The 15,593-nt window shown below is 61.3% G+C and carries 12 protein-coding genes; 8 read left to right on the top strand and 4 right to left on the bottom strand.

The window, feature by feature from the left end; translation table 11 throughout:
• Positions 1 to 28 precede the first annotated feature (28 nt).
• From BS629_RS29160 to BS629_RS29140, 4 genes are all read left to right on the top strand, one after another.
• Complete coding sequence (locus tag BS629_RS29160; RefSeq protein ID WP_018242255.1) at positions 29 to 1,432, top strand: MFS transporter; 1,404 nt, start codon at positions 29 to 31, stop codon at positions 1,430 to 1,432.
• 270 nt (positions 1,433 to 1,702) lie between these two features.
• Complete coding sequence (locus BS629_RS29150; RefSeq protein ID WP_018242256.1) at positions 1,703 to 3,577, top strand: methyl-accepting chemotaxis protein; 1,875 nt, start codon at positions 1,703 to 1,705, stop codon at positions 3,575 to 3,577.
• Between the two features lie 60 nt (positions 3,578 to 3,637).
• On the top strand, positions 3,638 to 4,219 hold the full coding sequence (locus tag BS629_RS29145) for a hypothetical protein (protein ID WP_018242257.1): 582 nt from the start codon (positions 3,638 to 3,640) through the stop codon (positions 4,217 to 4,219).
• 399 nt (positions 4,220 to 4,618) lie between these two features.
• Positions 4,619 to 5,680, top strand: coding sequence for a 3-deoxy-7-phosphoheptulonate synthase (locus tag BS629_RS29140; protein ID WP_018242258.1), 1,062 nt, complete (start codon positions 4,619 to 4,621; stop codon positions 5,678 to 5,680).
• Here BS629_RS29140 and BS629_RS29135 read toward each other — a convergent pair.
• Positions 5,677 to 6,504 (bottom strand): TolB family protein, encoded by an 828-nt coding sequence (locus tag BS629_RS29135; protein ID WP_018242259.1) that lies wholly within the window; start codon positions 6,502 to 6,504, stop codon positions 5,677 to 5,679. The genes BS629_RS29140 and BS629_RS29135 overlap by 4 nt on opposite strands.
• A gap of 25 nt (positions 6,505 to 6,529) precedes the next feature.
• On the bottom strand, positions 6,530 to 8,209 hold the full coding sequence (locus tag BS629_RS29130; RefSeq protein WP_018242260.1) for an NAD+ synthase: 1,680 nt from the start codon (positions 8,207 to 8,209) through the stop codon (positions 6,530 to 6,532).
• Between the two features lie 192 nt (positions 8,210 to 8,401).
• Here BS629_RS29130 and BS629_RS29125 point away from each other — a divergent pair, with 192 nt between their 5' ends.
• Positions 8,402 to 8,932 carry a DUF1003 domain-containing protein gene (locus BS629_RS29125; protein ID WP_026188414.1) on the top strand — a complete coding sequence of 177 codons (531 nt, stop codon included), beginning with the start codon at positions 8,402 to 8,404 and terminating at the stop codon, positions 8,930 to 8,932.
• Positions 8,933 to 9,024: 92 nt separating this feature from the next.
• Here BS629_RS29125 and BS629_RS29120 read toward each other — a convergent pair whose 3' ends face one another.
• A complete protein-coding gene (locus BS629_RS29120) occupies positions 9,025 to 9,423 on the bottom strand; it encodes a GFA family protein (RefSeq protein WP_018242262.1) in 399 nt (132 codons plus the stop codon).
• A 367-nt stretch (positions 9,424 to 9,790) separates the two neighbouring features.
• Here BS629_RS29120 and BS629_RS29115 point away from each other — a divergent pair, with 367 nt between their 5' ends.
• From BS629_RS29115 to BS629_RS29105, 3 genes are all read left to right on the top strand, one after another.
• The gene (locus BS629_RS29115) at positions 9,791 to 10,213 is read left to right on the top strand and encodes a TadE/TadG family type IV pilus assembly protein (RefSeq protein WP_018242263.1); all 423 of its coding nucleotides are present in this window, start codon (positions 9,791 to 9,793) and stop codon (positions 10,211 to 10,213) included.
• Between the two features lies 1 nt (position 10,214).
• On the top strand, positions 10,215 to 11,951 hold the full coding sequence (locus BS629_RS29110; RefSeq protein ID WP_026188415.1) for a pilus assembly protein TadG-related protein: 1,737 nt from the start codon (positions 10,215 to 10,217) through the stop codon (positions 11,949 to 11,951).
• A gap of 205 nt (positions 11,952 to 12,156) precedes the next feature.
• A complete protein-coding gene (locus BS629_RS29105) occupies positions 12,157 to 13,995 on the top strand; it encodes an ABC transporter ATP-binding protein (protein ID WP_018242265.1) in 1,839 nt (612 codons plus the stop codon).
• Positions 13,996 to 14,171: 176 nt separating this feature from the next.
• On the opposite strand, the gene BS629_RS29100 is transcribed toward BS629_RS29105, so the two are convergent.
• Complete coding sequence (locus BS629_RS29100) at positions 14,172 to 15,545, bottom strand: class II 3-deoxy-7-phosphoheptulonate synthase (RefSeq protein WP_018242266.1); 1,374 nt, start codon at positions 15,543 to 15,545, stop codon at positions 14,172 to 14,174.
• Positions 15,546 to 15,593: the final 48 nt, after the last annotated feature.

Raw genomic sequence — 15,593 nt, 5'->3', positions numbered from 1 at the left:
TTGGTTGCCCGTGCCCCGCCTCACGCCCATGATCCTTGCGGTCGCCCTGTTCATGGAACAGATGGATTCGACCGTGATCGCCACCAGCCTACCGGCGATCGCAGCCGATATCGGCACCTCGCCGATCGCGCTGAAGCTCGCCGTTACCAGCTATCTCGTGGCGCTGGCGATCTTCATCCCGATCAGCGGCTGGATGTCCGATCGTTTCGGCGCGCGCAACATCTTCCGCATGGCGATCTTCGTTTTCATGATCGGCTCGATCGCCTGCGCCTTTTCCAATTCGATCACGGCCTTCGTGATCTCACGCCTGATCCAGGGCGCCGGCGGCTCGATGATGACGCCGGTCAGCCGCCTGCTGCTGGTCCGGGGAACGCCGCGTCACGAACTCGTCGATGCCATGGCCTGGCTCACCATTCCAGCGTTGATCGGTCCGATCATGGGTCCGCCGATCGGCGGCTTCCTCACAACCTACCTCACCTGGCACTGGATCTTCTGGATCAACGTCCCGATCGGCGTGCTCGGCATCATCCTCGTCACCCGTTTCCTGCCGGCGGTCGAGCCGCGCACTCTGCGGCCGATGGACTTCCCCGGCTTCTTCCTTTGCGGCCTAGGCTTCTCCGGCTTCGTCTTCGGCCTGTCGGTGATCAGCCTGCCGGCCGTGCCCGTTATCTACGGTTATGTCACGGTTGCGATCGGCATCCTTGCCGGCCTCCTCTACCTCCTGCATGCCCGCCGCGTGCCTTATCCGCTTCTCGATCCGAAGATGTTCCGTTACCCGATGTTTCGGGCGGCGATCCTCGGCGCCTCGAATTTCCGCATGGGACTTGGCGCCCTGCCTTTCCTGATGCCGCTGATGCTCCAGCTCGGCTTTGGCCTGACACCGCTGCAATCGGGCTCGGTCACCTTCGTCAGCGCGCTCGGCTCCATGGGTTCGAAATTCGCCGCCTCGCGCACCTTCAACGCCTTCGGCTTCCGCACGGTGATCTCCCTCACCACCTTGCTGGCGGCGATCTTCCTCGGCATCAACGGCCTTTTCACCGCCGAAACGCCACTGTTCCTGATCATGGCCTGCCTGCTGATCGGCGGCCTGTTCCGCTCCATGGCTTTCTCGGGCGTCAACGCCATGGCCTTCGGCGACGTCGATGATGCCGACAGCAGCCAGGCAACCGCAATCAATGCCGTTGCCCAACGTATCTCCATGGCGATGGGTGTGGCGATCGCCGGCGGCATCCTCGAAATTTCCAGCAGCTTCCACGACGGCAGGCTGCTGGTCTCGGATTTCCACATCGCCTTCTTCAGCGTCTCGGCGATTTCGGCGCTGGCCTGCATCACCTTCCTGCGCCTGCCCCAAGATGCCGGCGCTGAACTGACGGCGCGCGGCCGCAAGCGCCGGCACGCCGAACCCGAAGAGGCCGTGGCTGAAAATAGCTGATCTCCCTGACGCCACGGAAGCATTCCTGCACCCACCGGTTCGCAAGGCTCCGCGCCGGCGGCAGCAGGCGCGAATGGCACGCGTGTGCTCAGCATTCCTTTCTACTTTATGATTTATTCACACATCAAATACACACTGCGTTTGCGCGTTTTGGGTTGCTATCTGGACATGGGCATGAGCGCTCGTGATGCGACCGTCAGCGTCGATGCCCGTATTGATACGCCAGTCGGGAACATGTCCGACTGAGCCGCAATTCTAGGCCGCCGCGGAATGTTCCAATTTTTGAAAACGATGCCTCTGACAGCCAAGCTGGCGGCGATTATCGTTGCCGTAAACCTCTGCGGCATTTCCGCTTTCGCCACCTATACCTGGATGTACGAAACCCGGGCGTTGATCGATGGCGCCAAGGCGAACTGGTCCAAGGATGCGGAGCAGTTTGCATCTCTGGCCGCCGGCGGCGTGAAATGGGGGAAGGCGAACGCCGTTCGCGAGGCTTATTCGCTCTACCGCGACGACCCCTCGCTCGATCTTGTACAGTTTGCCGCATTCAACGCGGAACCGGCCTCCGTCGATACGTGGACACGCGACGGCATCAACGGTTTGCCTGCACCCGCCGATCTGGCGAAGCGTCTCAGCGCGAAACCGGAAAAGACGACTGTCGATGATAGCGGAACCTCCGCCGGCGTGGTCACGATCATCGCGCCGCTTCCGCTGGATAAGGCAGGCAAGGCCACCGGCTACATCGTCACGAACTGGTCTGTCGAAAAAATCGCTTCCGAAGTCAGGCAGAAAGTTCTCATTTCGCTGCTCACGCAGTCCGCGATCACCGCCATGGCCGTCGTTGCCTTCCTTCTCGCTATGCGCAGCCTGGTCGGCCGGCCCATCAGGGTGATCAGCGAACGAATTAGCGCGTTGCAGAAAGGCGATCTGGTCTCTCCCGTCACCTACAGGGAAAATGGCGACGAGATCGGCTTTCTGGCGCGTGCATTGGAAGTTTTCCGTCACGAGGCGATTGCGAAGGTCGAGAGAGAGCAAGCCGCTGCCGAGCAGAGTGCTTCGCTCGACGCCGAACGGGCGCGCAACGCATTGTTGACCGAAGAGGCCAGCAACACGCAACGGCTGGTCATGAACGCTCTCGCGAATGCATTGGAAGGGCTCGCCGCCGGCGACTTCTCGATACACCTGGCCGATGTCGGTCCCGAATTCGATAAATTGCGGCAGGATTTCAACAACATGGTCGATGCGGTCGCGGCCGCTCTGACAGAGATCAAGACCGCTTCCGTGGCGGTTGAAACCGGCTCGAGCGAGCTGGCGACCTCCGCAGATCAACTCGCCAGGCGGACCGAGCAACAGGCAGCAGCATTGGAACAGACCGCCGCCGCACTGGATGAGGTGACCACGACGGTCAGAACATCGTCGCAACGGGCTGAAAATGCCGGGCAGTTGGTCGAGGAGACAAAGCGGAGCGCCCATGTCTCTGCGACGGTGGTGCGTGATGCGATCGGGGCGATGGACCGGATTCAAACCTCGTCGAGTCAGATCGGCCGCATTATTGGCGTCATCGACGAAATCGCCTTCCAGACGAACCTGCTTGCGCTGAACGCCGGCGTCGAGGCGGCGCGCGCCGGCGAAGCCGGCAAGGGTTTTGCGGTTGTCGCGCAGGAAGTGCGTGAGCTCGCCCAGCGGTCTGCAAATGCAGCCAAGGAAATCAAGAACCTGATCAATGTGTCGGGCGACGAAGTTGCTGCGGGCGTCGGGCTGGTGAACCAGACCGGCGATGCCCTCCTGAAGATTGAGGAGCAGATCAACCGCATCAGCGACAGCATCGCTTCCATCGTCCAATCCTATCGCGAACAGGCGACGGGCCTGCAGGAAATCAACAGCGCGATCAACCAGATGGATCAGACGACACAGCAGAACGCGGCAATGGTCGAGGAAACCAACGCAGCCTGCCACGAACTGCTGTCGCAAGGACGCCTGCTGCAGGACTCGGCCGGCAGGTTCATCGTCGGCGCGTCTGCGGCAAGCCAGCCCAAAGCCGTTCAACCCACCCGCCAATCTCGTCCCGAGCCGAGAGCCTTCGTGCAGCGGCATGCAGGAAATGCCGCCGTTGCCGCTGCTCCCGGGGCCTGGGAGGAGTTCTGACGTCGTCTTCGCCCGATAAGCCTTAGTTCTCAACAACCTATAATCAGGAAGGAAACAGTTATGAAGAAACTCGTGCCCGCATTTCTTTTGGCCTGCACCGCATTTGCCACGCCGATGGGCGTATCCCTGGCACAGGACGCCAAGCTTGCCCCGATCTCCGACTACGTGACGAGCGACGTAAAGCCCTGGCTGAACGACCCTGCCATCATCGAGGCCGTCAAGGCGCAGAATGCTGCCAACGCCAATCTCAGCGCTGCCGATATCGACGCCCTCGACAAGAAGTGGCGTGCCGAAGTCGATGGCTCCGACCACGCCATGATCGACGGCGTGCTCAACAATGCGCTGTCGAAATTCCTTCAGGGCAAGAAGGAAGCTTCTGGCGGCAAGATCACCGAGATCTTCGTCATGGACGCAAAGGGGCTGAATGTCGGTCAAAGCGACACTACATCCGATTACTGGCAGGGCGATGAGGGCAAGTTCCAGAAGTCCTTCGGAGCCGGCAAGGACGCCGTCTTCGTCGATGAGATCGAAAAGGATGAATCGACCCAGACGCTCCAGTCGCAGGCAAGCGTCACGATATCAGACGACGCGGGAACGCCGATCGGCGCCATCACCGTCGGCGTGAACGTCGACGCCCTGTGATCTCAGGAACTGCGTTTTCTAGAACAGTGCGAATGACCGTCGCCCGAGAGCATCTTTAGAGCGACAGGTTTAAACAAAGCTTAGAGCGCGTCGCATGCACGAGATCGAGTGCGACGCGCTTCTTGCCTCGCCGGGGTGTCCCTCCGTAGAAGCCGTTGCCGTCCCCCGGAGCGCTGGATTTTCAGACAGAAAATTCTACGTGACATCACGCAGGCGTGGCGCTACATACGCCCCATGTCGATCACATCAATCAACGCCTTGGGATTTTATTGGTACCGCTGCTCTCAGCGGATGCGGGTCCATGCGTAACTGAATTCGACGCGACGACAACCCGAACAGCCGCTAGTCTACCTGGCGGCTTTTTTGTTCCGCACGGTATGACCAAACAGGAGCCATACCGTGTCTGATACCATTGATGATCTGCGTATCGTCGAGATCACCCCACTCACCAAACCTGCCGATATCATCGCGGAAATTCACCGCAATGCTACTGTCACGGACACCGTGACCAGCAACCGTGATGCGATCCATAAGATCCTCCAGGGCGAAGACGATCGCCTGATCGTCGTCATCGGCCCCTGCTCGATCCATGACCCCGTTGCGGCTCGGGAATATGCCGCACGGCTGGAGGAACAGCGACGCCGCTTCGCCGACGATCTCGAGATTGTCATGCGCGTCTATTTCGAAAAGCCTCGCACGACCGTCGGCTGGAAGGGCCTGATGAACGACCCGCATCTCGACGGCAGCTACCGGATCGAGGAAGGGTTGAGGATTGCGAGACGCCTGCTACTCGATATCAACGCGATGGGTCTTGCCGCCGGCGTCGAATTCCTCGACACGATCACGCCGCAATATATTGCCGATCTCGTCAGTTGGGGTGCGATCGGCGCGCGCACGACCGAAAGCCAGGTCCATCGTCAGCTTGCCTCCGGCCTTTCCTGCCCGATAGGCTTCAAGAACGGCACCGATGGCGGCGTTCGCGTCGCGCTGGATGCCATCCTCGCAGCCTCACAGCCGCATCACTTCCCCGCGGTGACCAAGGACGGCCAGGCAGCAATTGCCTCGACCACTGGCAATGACGACTGCCACATAATCTTACGCGGCGGCAAGCGGCCGAACTATGAAGCGGCCGATGTCGAAGCGGTCACCGGCGAAGCCGTCAGGCTCAGCGTCGCCCCGCGCATCCTCATCGATGCCAGCCATGCCAATAGCGGCAAGGATCCGATGAACCAGCCGCTCGTCGTCAGGAACGTCGCCGCGCAGATTGCCGCCGGCAACAGCGACATCAAGGGCATGATGATCGAAAGCAACCTCGTCGCCGGCCGCCAGGATCTCGTTCCCGGCAAGCCGCTGGTCTACGGCCAGTCCATCACCGATGGCTGCATCGACTGGGATATGTCGGTCGCGGTTCTGGAGGATCTGGCGAAATCCGCCCAGGAGCGCCGTCGGACGCGCAGTTAAGCCACTGGAAAATAGCGGACATAGGCGAATTCTTCGCCATCAGGAGACCAGCAGGGCACGTTGATTGTGCCCTGCCCCCCGAAGAGCTCGAACAGCGTCTTCAGATTGCCGCCGCCCATGTCCATCAGCCGCAGCCGCACGTCGAGATCGCGCGGATGATCGAAAACCGAGGGGTCGTAGGAGAGGATCAACACCTTGTCATTCGAAGGCGACGGATGAGCGAACCAGTTGCCCTGATTGTCGGAGGTCACCTGCTCGAGCCCGGTGCCGTCGGGGTGGATGCGCCAGATCTGCATCAGCCCGGTGCGGCTGGAATTGAAATAGATCCATTGCCCGTCGGCGGAATAATCCGGCCCGTCATTGCGGCCCTCGCCATGCGTCAGCCGCGTCTCGGCACCGCCGTCGACGGAGATGGTGTAGATATCGAAGACGTCGTTGCGGATGCCGCAATAGGCAAGCTGGCGTCCATCCGGCGACCAGCCATGCCAGTAGGACGGCAGGTTCTGAGTGATAAGCCGCGGCGTGCCGCCTTCGATCGGCAAGGTATAGATCGCCGACTTGCCGAATTCGGTCTTGTCGGAGATGACAATCTTCGTCCCGTCGGGCGAAATGCCGTGATCATTGTTGCAGTTGACGGCAAAGCCGGTATCGACCCTGACCATCTCGCCGCCATCGAGCGGCAACCGGTAGAGCAACCCGTCGCCGTTCAAGAGCAGGTAGGAACCATCGGGCGAGAAATTTGGCGCCTCGACCAGTTTCTCCGTCTGCCAGACCTCGCGGGCCCTGCCCGTCTTGACGTTGTAGATCTCGACCGAGCTGCGCATGTTTCCTCCCGATATTTCTATGGTCTCAGCGGTCCCGGAACCGATTGGTGATGGGATAGCGCCGGTCGCGACCGAAATTCTTCTTGGTGATCTTTACCCCCGGCGCCGATTGCCGCCGCTTGTATTCGGCGAGATAGAGCAGATGCTCGACCCGGTGGACGGTCGCAACATCATGGCCGCGCGCGACGATCTCCTCGACCGCCATTTCCTTCTCCACCAGGCATTCGAGAATATCGTCGAGAACGGGATAGGGCGGCAGCGAATCCTGGTCCTTCTGGTCGGGACGAAGCTCGGCCGAAGGCGCCTTGTCGATGATATTCTGCGGGATCACCTCGCCAGACGGCCCTAGCGCACCCGGCGGTACGTTTTCGTTGCGCCAGCGGGAAAGCGCATAGACCTGCATCTTATAGAGATCCTTGATCGGGTTGAAGCCGCCGTTCATGTCGCCGTAGAGCGTGGCGTAGCCGACCGACATCTCCGACTTGTTGCCCGTCGTCACCACCATCGAGCCGAACTTGTTAGAGATTGCCATCAGGATGACGCCCCGCGCCCGGCTTTGCAGGTTCTCTTCGGTAATGCCACTGTCCGTGCCTTCGAAAAGGCTGGCGAGCGCGCTGCTGAAACCCGTCACCGGCTGTTCGATCGGCACGATATCGTAACGGCAGCCGAGCGCCTTGGCGCAATCGGCCGCGTCCTTCAGCGAATCCTCGGAGGTGTAGCGGTAAGGCAGCATGACGGTGCGCACCCGCTCTTCGCCAAGTGCATCGACGGCGATCGCGGCGCAGATCGCCGAGTCGATGCCGCCGGAAAGGCCGAGCACGACGGTTTTGAAGCCGTTCTTGTTGACGTAGTCGCGGAAGCCCAGCAGGCAGGCGCGGTAATCGGCTTCCTCGCGCTCTGGAATATGCGCCATCGGCCCTTCGGCACAGTGCCAGCCGCTGTCGCCGCGCTTCCATGTCGTCACCGCCAGCGCGGTTTCGAACTGGCTCATCTGGAAGGCGAGCGACTTGTCGGCATTGAAGGCGAAGCTCGCGCCGTCGAAGACGAGTTCATCCTGGCCACCGAGCTGGGCGGCATAGATCAGCGGCAGCCCGGTCTCGATCACCTGCTTCAGCACCACCTGATGGCGGATATCGACCTTGCCGCGATAATAGGGCGAACCGTTCGGCGACAGCAGGATTTCAGCCCCGCTTTCGGCCAGCGTCTCGCAGACGCCGAGATCGCCCCAGATATCCTCGCAGATCGGAATGCCGATGCGCACGCCGCGGAAATTCACCGGCCCCGGCATGGCACCCTGGTCGAAGACCCGCTTCTCGTCGAACTCACCGTAATTCGGCAGGTCGATCTTGTCGCGCACCGCAATCACCTTACCGCCGTCGAGCACGGCGACGGAATTGTAGCGCCCGGTCTCGTCCTGCCGGGGAAAACCGATGATGACGCCGGCTCCGCCATCGGCAGTGTCGGCAGCCAGGCTCTCGACCGCCTTCCAGCAGGCACGGATGAAGGCGGGCTTCAGCACTAGGTCCTCCGGCGGATAGCCGGAGATGAAAAGCTCGGTCAGGACGAGCAGATGCGCGCCCTCCCGGCTCGCATCGGCGCGTGCCTCGCGCGCCTTGGCGAGATTGGCTGCGACATCGCCGACCGTCGGGTTGAGCTGGCCGATGGCGATACGGAAGATATCAGAAAGAGCGTTTTCCTGTGTCATGTCATTTATTTAGCCTGCACCTTTCGCGACCGCAACACGTTCGCGTCGAAAGCGACACTTCGCGACGACCAAATTTTTATGAACGGATCGCGCATGGCGCAGCGCGGCATCGATACGCATTGCAATTTGTTAGCGGAGCGGAATACTGGCGCCGAAAGCGACCGTATCGACAACCGGCATCGGAAACAGGCAATGTCTAATCTTTCGGACTTCGTGCACCATCATTTCGACAAGCCGGCCGACGAACTCGGCGACGTCGAAAAGCGCGTGCTGGCGAAAGCGCACGAACGCAAGGTCATCTCGACCGACGTCAACGCCGCCTTCTCAGCCGACGCCTCCTTCGGCGAGCGCATCGCCGACAGCATCGCCCGCATCGGCGGCTCCTGGTCCTTCATCATCGCCTTTTTTGTCTTCCTCGTCGCCTGGACTGTCATCAACACTATCATTCTGGTGAGCGGCGCCTTCGACCCCTATCCCTTCGTCTTCCTGAACCTGATCCTGTCGATGCTCGCCGCCATCCAGGCGCCGATCATCATGATGTCGCAGAACCGTCAGGCCGAGCGCGACCGCTTCGAGGCCGCCAAGGATTACGAGGTCAATCTCAAGGCCGAGCTCGAAGTGCTCTCCCTGCATCAGAAGATCGACATGCATGTACTGACCGAGTTGACGGGGCTACGCGAGGACGTGGCCCGCCTCAGCGCCGCGCTTGCCGCCAAGGGTTAATGCATGTCTCCCAAAAGTGTGCAGCGGTGGGGATAACGACATGCATCACATAAAGACCTAAAGGGCGTCGCATGAATCCAATGCGACGCCCTTTAAGTCGGATTCACCGCATATTGCGGCAAGCCGTCCGATATCTCGTAGAAATCGCCCTTGTCGGCGCAGTAGATATGGTGGCCGAAGGCAAGGCCGCTCGGCGTGTCAAAGGCGCCAGCCATGACCGAAATCTCCGCCGATCCGTCCGCCTGCCAGAACAGCGCGGAGCCGCAATTCGAGCAGAAGCCGCGCTGCGCCTCCTCGCTAGACCGGTACCAGCGGACCGCTTCAGTGCCTTCCACCGAAAGAGCCGCGCGGGCTACGTTGACCGCAGCGTAATAAAGTCCCGTCTGCCGGCGGCATTGCGAGCAATGGCAGCCGACGACAGGCCCGGGCTTTGCCGCACTTGAAAATCGCACGGCGCCGCAAAGGCAGCCGCCTGTATGCTGTTCGGTCATCGTCGCCCCGCTGTTTCCAAGGGAACGTTGCCGCCGATCTGCTCCGGCGTCAAATCCATTTCCCTGAACGAACCATCAGGAATCTTGAAGGCCGCCGGCCCTGTGCCAATCACGCCAACACTTCGGCGCGGAGCAGGAAGTAGCATTTCCTTATGCGCGCACCTCCCCAGCCAACACGGAAACACACCGCAGGTTGTATAATAAGGAAAATTCCTCAATAAAATGCTATTTTTCTAACAAAACAAAGGCACTTCATGATAATCTAATACATCCAAAACGTTTATTAGATAATCCAAAATTAACCTCCGCGGCTCTAGAGTCACAACCGTTGATCGATACTCTGCACGGTCAGCCTGCGAGGTGAAAAATGAGAATTTTCCAACGTTTCCCTTCGAACGAACGTGGCGCCGCAGCAATCGAATTCGCCATCGTCGCGCCGCTCTTCCTTCTGGTGGTACTGACGATGATCGCCTACGGCATCTATCTGAGCGCATCCCATGCAGTGCAGCAGCTGACCGCCGATGCCGCGCGCACCGCCGTTGCTGGCATGACCAGCCAGGAGCGATCGCAGCTGGTCAATGATTTCATCAGCCAGTCGACCATCGACCATCCGCTGCTCGAAAAGAGCAAGCTGCATGTCACCGTTACCACCGATCCCGGCAATGCCAACCAGTTCACCGTGACGGCGGAATATGACACCGTCAATCTGCCGATCTGGAACCTCTACACCTTTCCCCTGCCCGACCACATGATCCGGCGCTTCGCGACCATCCGGATGGGGGGCCTGTGAGATGCCGATGTTCAGGGCCCGCCTGAGTCGCTTCGCCACCGATGCATCAGGCAATATCGCCATCATGGCAGCGATCTCAGCCCCGCTCATCCTCTATTCGCTCGGCTTGGGCGTCGATTACGGCATGATGACGCTGCAGCAGCGCCGCCTGCAGCAGCTGAGCGATATCGGCGCCATCGTCGCCGCCGCCGACATCAGCCACGCCGCCGACAACCTCGTCGCCAATTTCGATCAGAACGGCCTCGACATCGCCGTCCGCACCAACACGGGTTATGCGACGAAGACGGGCTCGCTGCCGGCAACGGCTGATCTCAAGCAATTCGACGCCGTCGCCGAATTCACTCCCGGCACCTATCTCGCCGATGCCTCGGTGCCGCTCGGCAGCCGTTTTGCCGCCGGCATCCAGCCCTATGACGCCGTCAAGGTCGGCATCACCCAGAAGGCGGAGCTGATCTTCGCCACCGCCTTCGCCGCCGCTCCCAACCTCAGGGCGGTCGGCACCGCCTCGGCCTCCAAACTCGCTGCCTTCTCGATCGGCTCGCGGCTGGCAAGCCTCAATGGCGGCGTGCTGAACACGCTGCTCGGCAGCCTGCTCGGCACCAGTCTCTCGCTGAAGGTCGCCGATTACGAGGCGCTCACCTCAGCCGATATCAAGCTGCTCCCCTTCCTAGATATGCTGGCGACCGATCTCAACCTCACCGCCGGCACCTATGACGAGCTGCTGGCAACCGACATCTCCTATCCGCGCCTGCTGAAAACGCTCGGCAAGACTGGCGGCCTGACACTCACCGTCACCAAGGCGCTCGACGCGATCGAAAAGGCGCCCGGCACATCGCAGGTCAAGATCAGGCTCGAGGATCTCTTCAACCTCGGCCCGACCGGCGAGCGCCTCATCGGCAGCGGTTCTCACCTCTCGGCCGAGGCGAGCGTGATGGATATTGTTTCGGCGGCAGCCGTTGCGGCAAACCAGGAGAAGCAGGTCGCAGCCAATCTCAACAGCTCCGTGCCTGGACTTGCCACGGTCAAGCTGACGCTTGCGATCGGCGAGATGCCGAAGGGCGCCGCTTCGAGCGGGATCGGCGCCACCGGCGCCACCGTCCGCACCGCACAGGTGCGCCTGGCTCTCGATGTTTCGGCGCTCGGCGCCAATTCGCTTGCCGGGCTGAAGGTGCGCGTGCCCCTTTATCTCGAAGTCGCCCATGCCGAGGCCAAGCTTGCGAGCATCTCCTGTCTTGGCGGCGGCGCCAGAAACGCCAGCGTCGGCGTCGATGTCGTGCCCGGCGTCGCGGAACTGTCCCTCGGCGACGTCGATCCCAACGCCTTCGTCAATTTCGGCAGCGCGCCGCGTGTCAGCCGCGCCACGATGATGAACGCGCCGCTGCTCAGCGTCTCCGGACTCGCCCATGTCAACCTGACCAATCTCAGCAAGACCAAGCTGACCTTCCAGCCGGCCGACATCGCGGCAAAGACCATCAAGAACGTTTCGACCAAGGACACGCTGACCTCTGCCATGGCGTCGCTGGTGAAGGAGACCGATATCCAGGTCAGTATTCTCGGCCTCGGCATCGGCCTATCGAAAACAGTGGTGCAAAGCGCCGTCGCCGATACACTCACGGGGTTGACCAAGCCGCTCGACGAGCTGCTCTTCAACCTCCTGACGCTGCTCGGCATCAAGGTCGGCGAAGCCGACGTGCGCGTCACTGACGTACGCTGCCAGCAATCGGTGCTGGTGCAATAAGACCCCTTCCATCGCCCGTACCTTGTCGAAATTGCAGCGGGAATCTGTTGCCTGTCGACAACACCCGCCAACCTCGTCCCATCGCTGCATTGAATCGGCGGCGGTTGTCGGCGATACTGAGGGTTCAATCAACCTCAGGAGACTGACATGAGAGCGAACCTGTCCAAACAGAAAGGAAACATCCCCCACAAGGACACTCAGCTTCATGAACATTCGGTTCTCCCGTGCGAGGAAAAACTCGCGACGCCATAACCCCTTCGTAAACTTCCTTCGCGATCATCCGATTTCCGCCGACCGTGGGCGGCGCTGGTCGCGCATGCACAAATTCCTCTCCTACTATCGCCCGCATATGCCTCTGCTGCTGGCGGATCTGCTTTGTGCCATCCTCGTCGCTGGCACGGCGGTCGCCCTGCCGCTCTGCGCCAATGTCGTCACGAGCCGGCTTCTGGCTCTACCCGATGCGCCGCAGGCCTTCGGACAAATCCTTGCCATGGGCAGCATCATGCTCGCCGTTCTGGCCGTCCAGATTATCGCCATCTTCTTCGTCGACTACCGCGGCCACGTCATGGGCGCCCGCATCGAGGCCACGGTGCGGCAGGAACTATTCGAGCACTGCCAGAAGCTCTCGTTCAGCTTCTATGACCGCCAGCGCACAGGCCAGCTGATGAGCCGCATCACCAATGACAGCCTGTGGCTGGGTGAGCTCTTTCACCACGGCCCCGAGGATCTTTCCATCGCGGTGCTGAAATATGGCGGCGCCATGCTGGTGCTGTTCTTCATCGATCCGCCCTTGGCAGCCCTGATCCTGATGCTCACCCCGGTGGCGGTGGCCTATGCGCTCTATTTCAACCGGCGTATGAACCGCGCGCTCGAAGCCAGCAAACGGCAGATCGCCGCCGTCAACGAGCGCGTCGAAGATGCTCTTGCCGGCATCCGCGTCGTCCAGTCCTTTGCCAACGAGGCGCTGGAGAAGGAACGTTTCGCCGAGCAGAACCGACGCTTCCTGCAAAGCCGCGCCGAGGGCTACCGCAGCGAAGCCTGGTTTTCGGTCGGTACCGAAACCTTCGCCCAGCTCATCACGATAATTGTTATCGTCATCGGTGGCCTGCGCATCCTGACGGCAGAACTGACCGTCCCCGATATGCTGACCTTTCTGCTCTGCGTCGCTGTGCTGGTCGATCCGGTGCAGCGGCTCGCCAATTTCGTGCGCCTTTGGCAGGAGGGCTACACCGGCTTCATCAGGGCCATGGAGATCCTGGAGATTGCCCCCGATATCACCGATCGACCGGTCGCGCGTCCGATGCCGGCACCTAGGGGAGAGATCAGTTTTTCCGATGTCGCCTTCGGCTACGAGGCCGATGGCCCGCGGGTGCTCGAGCAGCTGTCGCTCACCATCGCGCCCGGTGAGTTCGTCGCTCTGGTCGGCCCATCGGGCGTCGGCAAAAGCACGCTTTGCGCGCTGATCCCGCGTTTCTACGATATCGAAGCAGGGGTGATCCGCATCGATGGCACCGATATCCGGGAGGTGACGTTGGCCTCGCTCCGGCGCCATGTCGGGGTGGTACAGCAGGATGTCTACCTCTTTGCCGGCACAGTGGCGGAAAACCTGCGCTACGGCCGGCCCGACGCCAGCGATGCCGAGCTGGAAGCGGCCGCGCGCGCCGCCAATGCGCACGACTTCATCATTGCCCTGCCCCATGGCTATGACACCGATATCGGCCAACGCGGCGTCAAGCTATCGGGCGGCCAGCGCCAGCGCATCACCATCGCCCGGGCCTTCCTCAAAAATCCGGAGATCCTGATCTTCGACGAAGCGACCAGCGCGCTCGACAACGAGAGTGAACGGGCGGTACAGCAGGCACTGCTCAGCCTGGCGAACGGCCGAACCACCCTGGTCATCGCCCACCGCCTGTCGACCGTCCGCCACGCCGACCGCATCCTGGTTCTGACGGCTGATGGCATCGTCGAACAGGGCACCCATGATGAGCTCATGGCGCAAGACGGCGTCTACGCCAACCTGCACAGCGTCCAGGCCAGCATCTGACTGCCAGTTCCACCTTCGCAGCATAAAAAAGCCCGGCATCGCCGGGCTTTTCTTCATCCAATTGGGGCTACCGCATAATTCCTCAAATCGGAATCGATTTAAGGGTAAAATTATGCAGCAATCCAAAGTGCTACAGCGTCCCTTACGCGTCTTTTCAGACGCCCGGCGCTGTAGTCTCAGCCGTTCGCGACCATGCGCTTTTCGTCGCGGCCGCCCTTCATGCGCTCGGCAAGCAGGAAGGCTAGCTCGAGCGCCTGGTCGGAGTTGAGGCGCGGATCGCAATGGGTGTGGTAGCGGTCCTGCAGGTCGTCTGCGGAAACCGCGCGGGCGCCGCCCGTGCACTCCGTCACATCCTTGCCGGTCATTTCGACATGAATGCCGCCCGGATGCGTGCCCTCGGCGCGGTGGATCTGGAAGAAGCTTTCGACTTCCGACAGGATCCGCTCGAAGGGACGGGTCTTGTAATTGTTGAGCGTAATCGTGTTGCCGTGCATCGGATCGCAGGACCAGACGACCTTACGGCCCTCGCGCTCGACGGCGCGGATGAGGCGCGGCAGGTTGTCGGCGACCTTCTCATGGCCAAAGCGGCAGATCAGCGTCAGGCGCCCGGCTTCATTGGCCGGATTCAGGATGTCGATCAGCTGCAGCAGATCGTCTGCCTGCAGCGACGGGCCGCATTTCAGGCCGATCGGGTTCTTGATGCCGCGGCAATATTCGACATGCGCATGGTCGGCCTGGCGCGTGCGGTCGCCGATCCAGATCATGTGGCCTGACGTGGCATACCAGTCGCCCGACGTGGAATCGACGCGGGTCAGCGCCTCCTCGTAGCCGAGCAGCAGTGCTTCGTGGCTGGTGAAGAAATCGGTCTCGCGCAGGCTCGGATGGTTTTCCGAGGTGATGCCGATCGCCTTCATGAAATCCATGGTTTCGCTGATGCGGTCGGCAAGCTTGCGGTAGCGCTCGCCCTGCGGGCTGTCCTTGACGAAGCCGAGCATCCACTGATGGACGTTTTCGAGATTGGCGTAGCCGCCCATCGCAAAGGCGCGCAGAAGGTTCAGCGTCGCGGCCGACTGGCGATAGGCCATGGCTTGGCGCTCCGGGTTCGGAATGCGCGACTCCTCGGTGAATTCGATACCGTTGATGATGTCGCCGCGATAGGCGGGCAGCGTCACGTCGCCCTGCTTCTCGACATTCGACGAACGCGGCTTGGCGAACTGGCCGGCGATGCGGCCCACCTTGACGACTGGAAGCTGAGCGCCGAAGGTCAGCACGACCGCCATCTGCAGGAAGGCGCGGAAGAAGTCGCGAATATTGTCGGCGCCGTGTTCGGCAAAGCTCTCGGCGCAGTCGCCGCCCTGCAGCAGGAAGCCGTTGCCTTCGGCGACGTTGGCAAGATGCTTCTTCAGGCGGCGCGCCTCGCCCGCGAAGACGAGCGGCGGATAGCTGGCGAGCGTGGCCTCCGTTGCCGCCAAAGCGGCTGCGTCGGGATATTCGGGAACCTGCAGGATCGGTTTTTGCCGCCAGCTGCTCGGGGTCCAATTGTCTGCCATCTCACTCACCCGTTCTCACATCCATACCTTAGGATGCCTCAATATGCG

Origin of the sequence: Rhizobium leguminosarum bv. viciae USDA 2370, from assembly GCF_002008365.1 — a bacterium.
GTDB lineage: Bacteria > Pseudomonadota > Alphaproteobacteria > Rhizobiales > Rhizobiaceae > Rhizobium > Rhizobium leguminosarum.
This window is presented reverse-complemented; position numbering and strand designations above follow the sequence as displayed.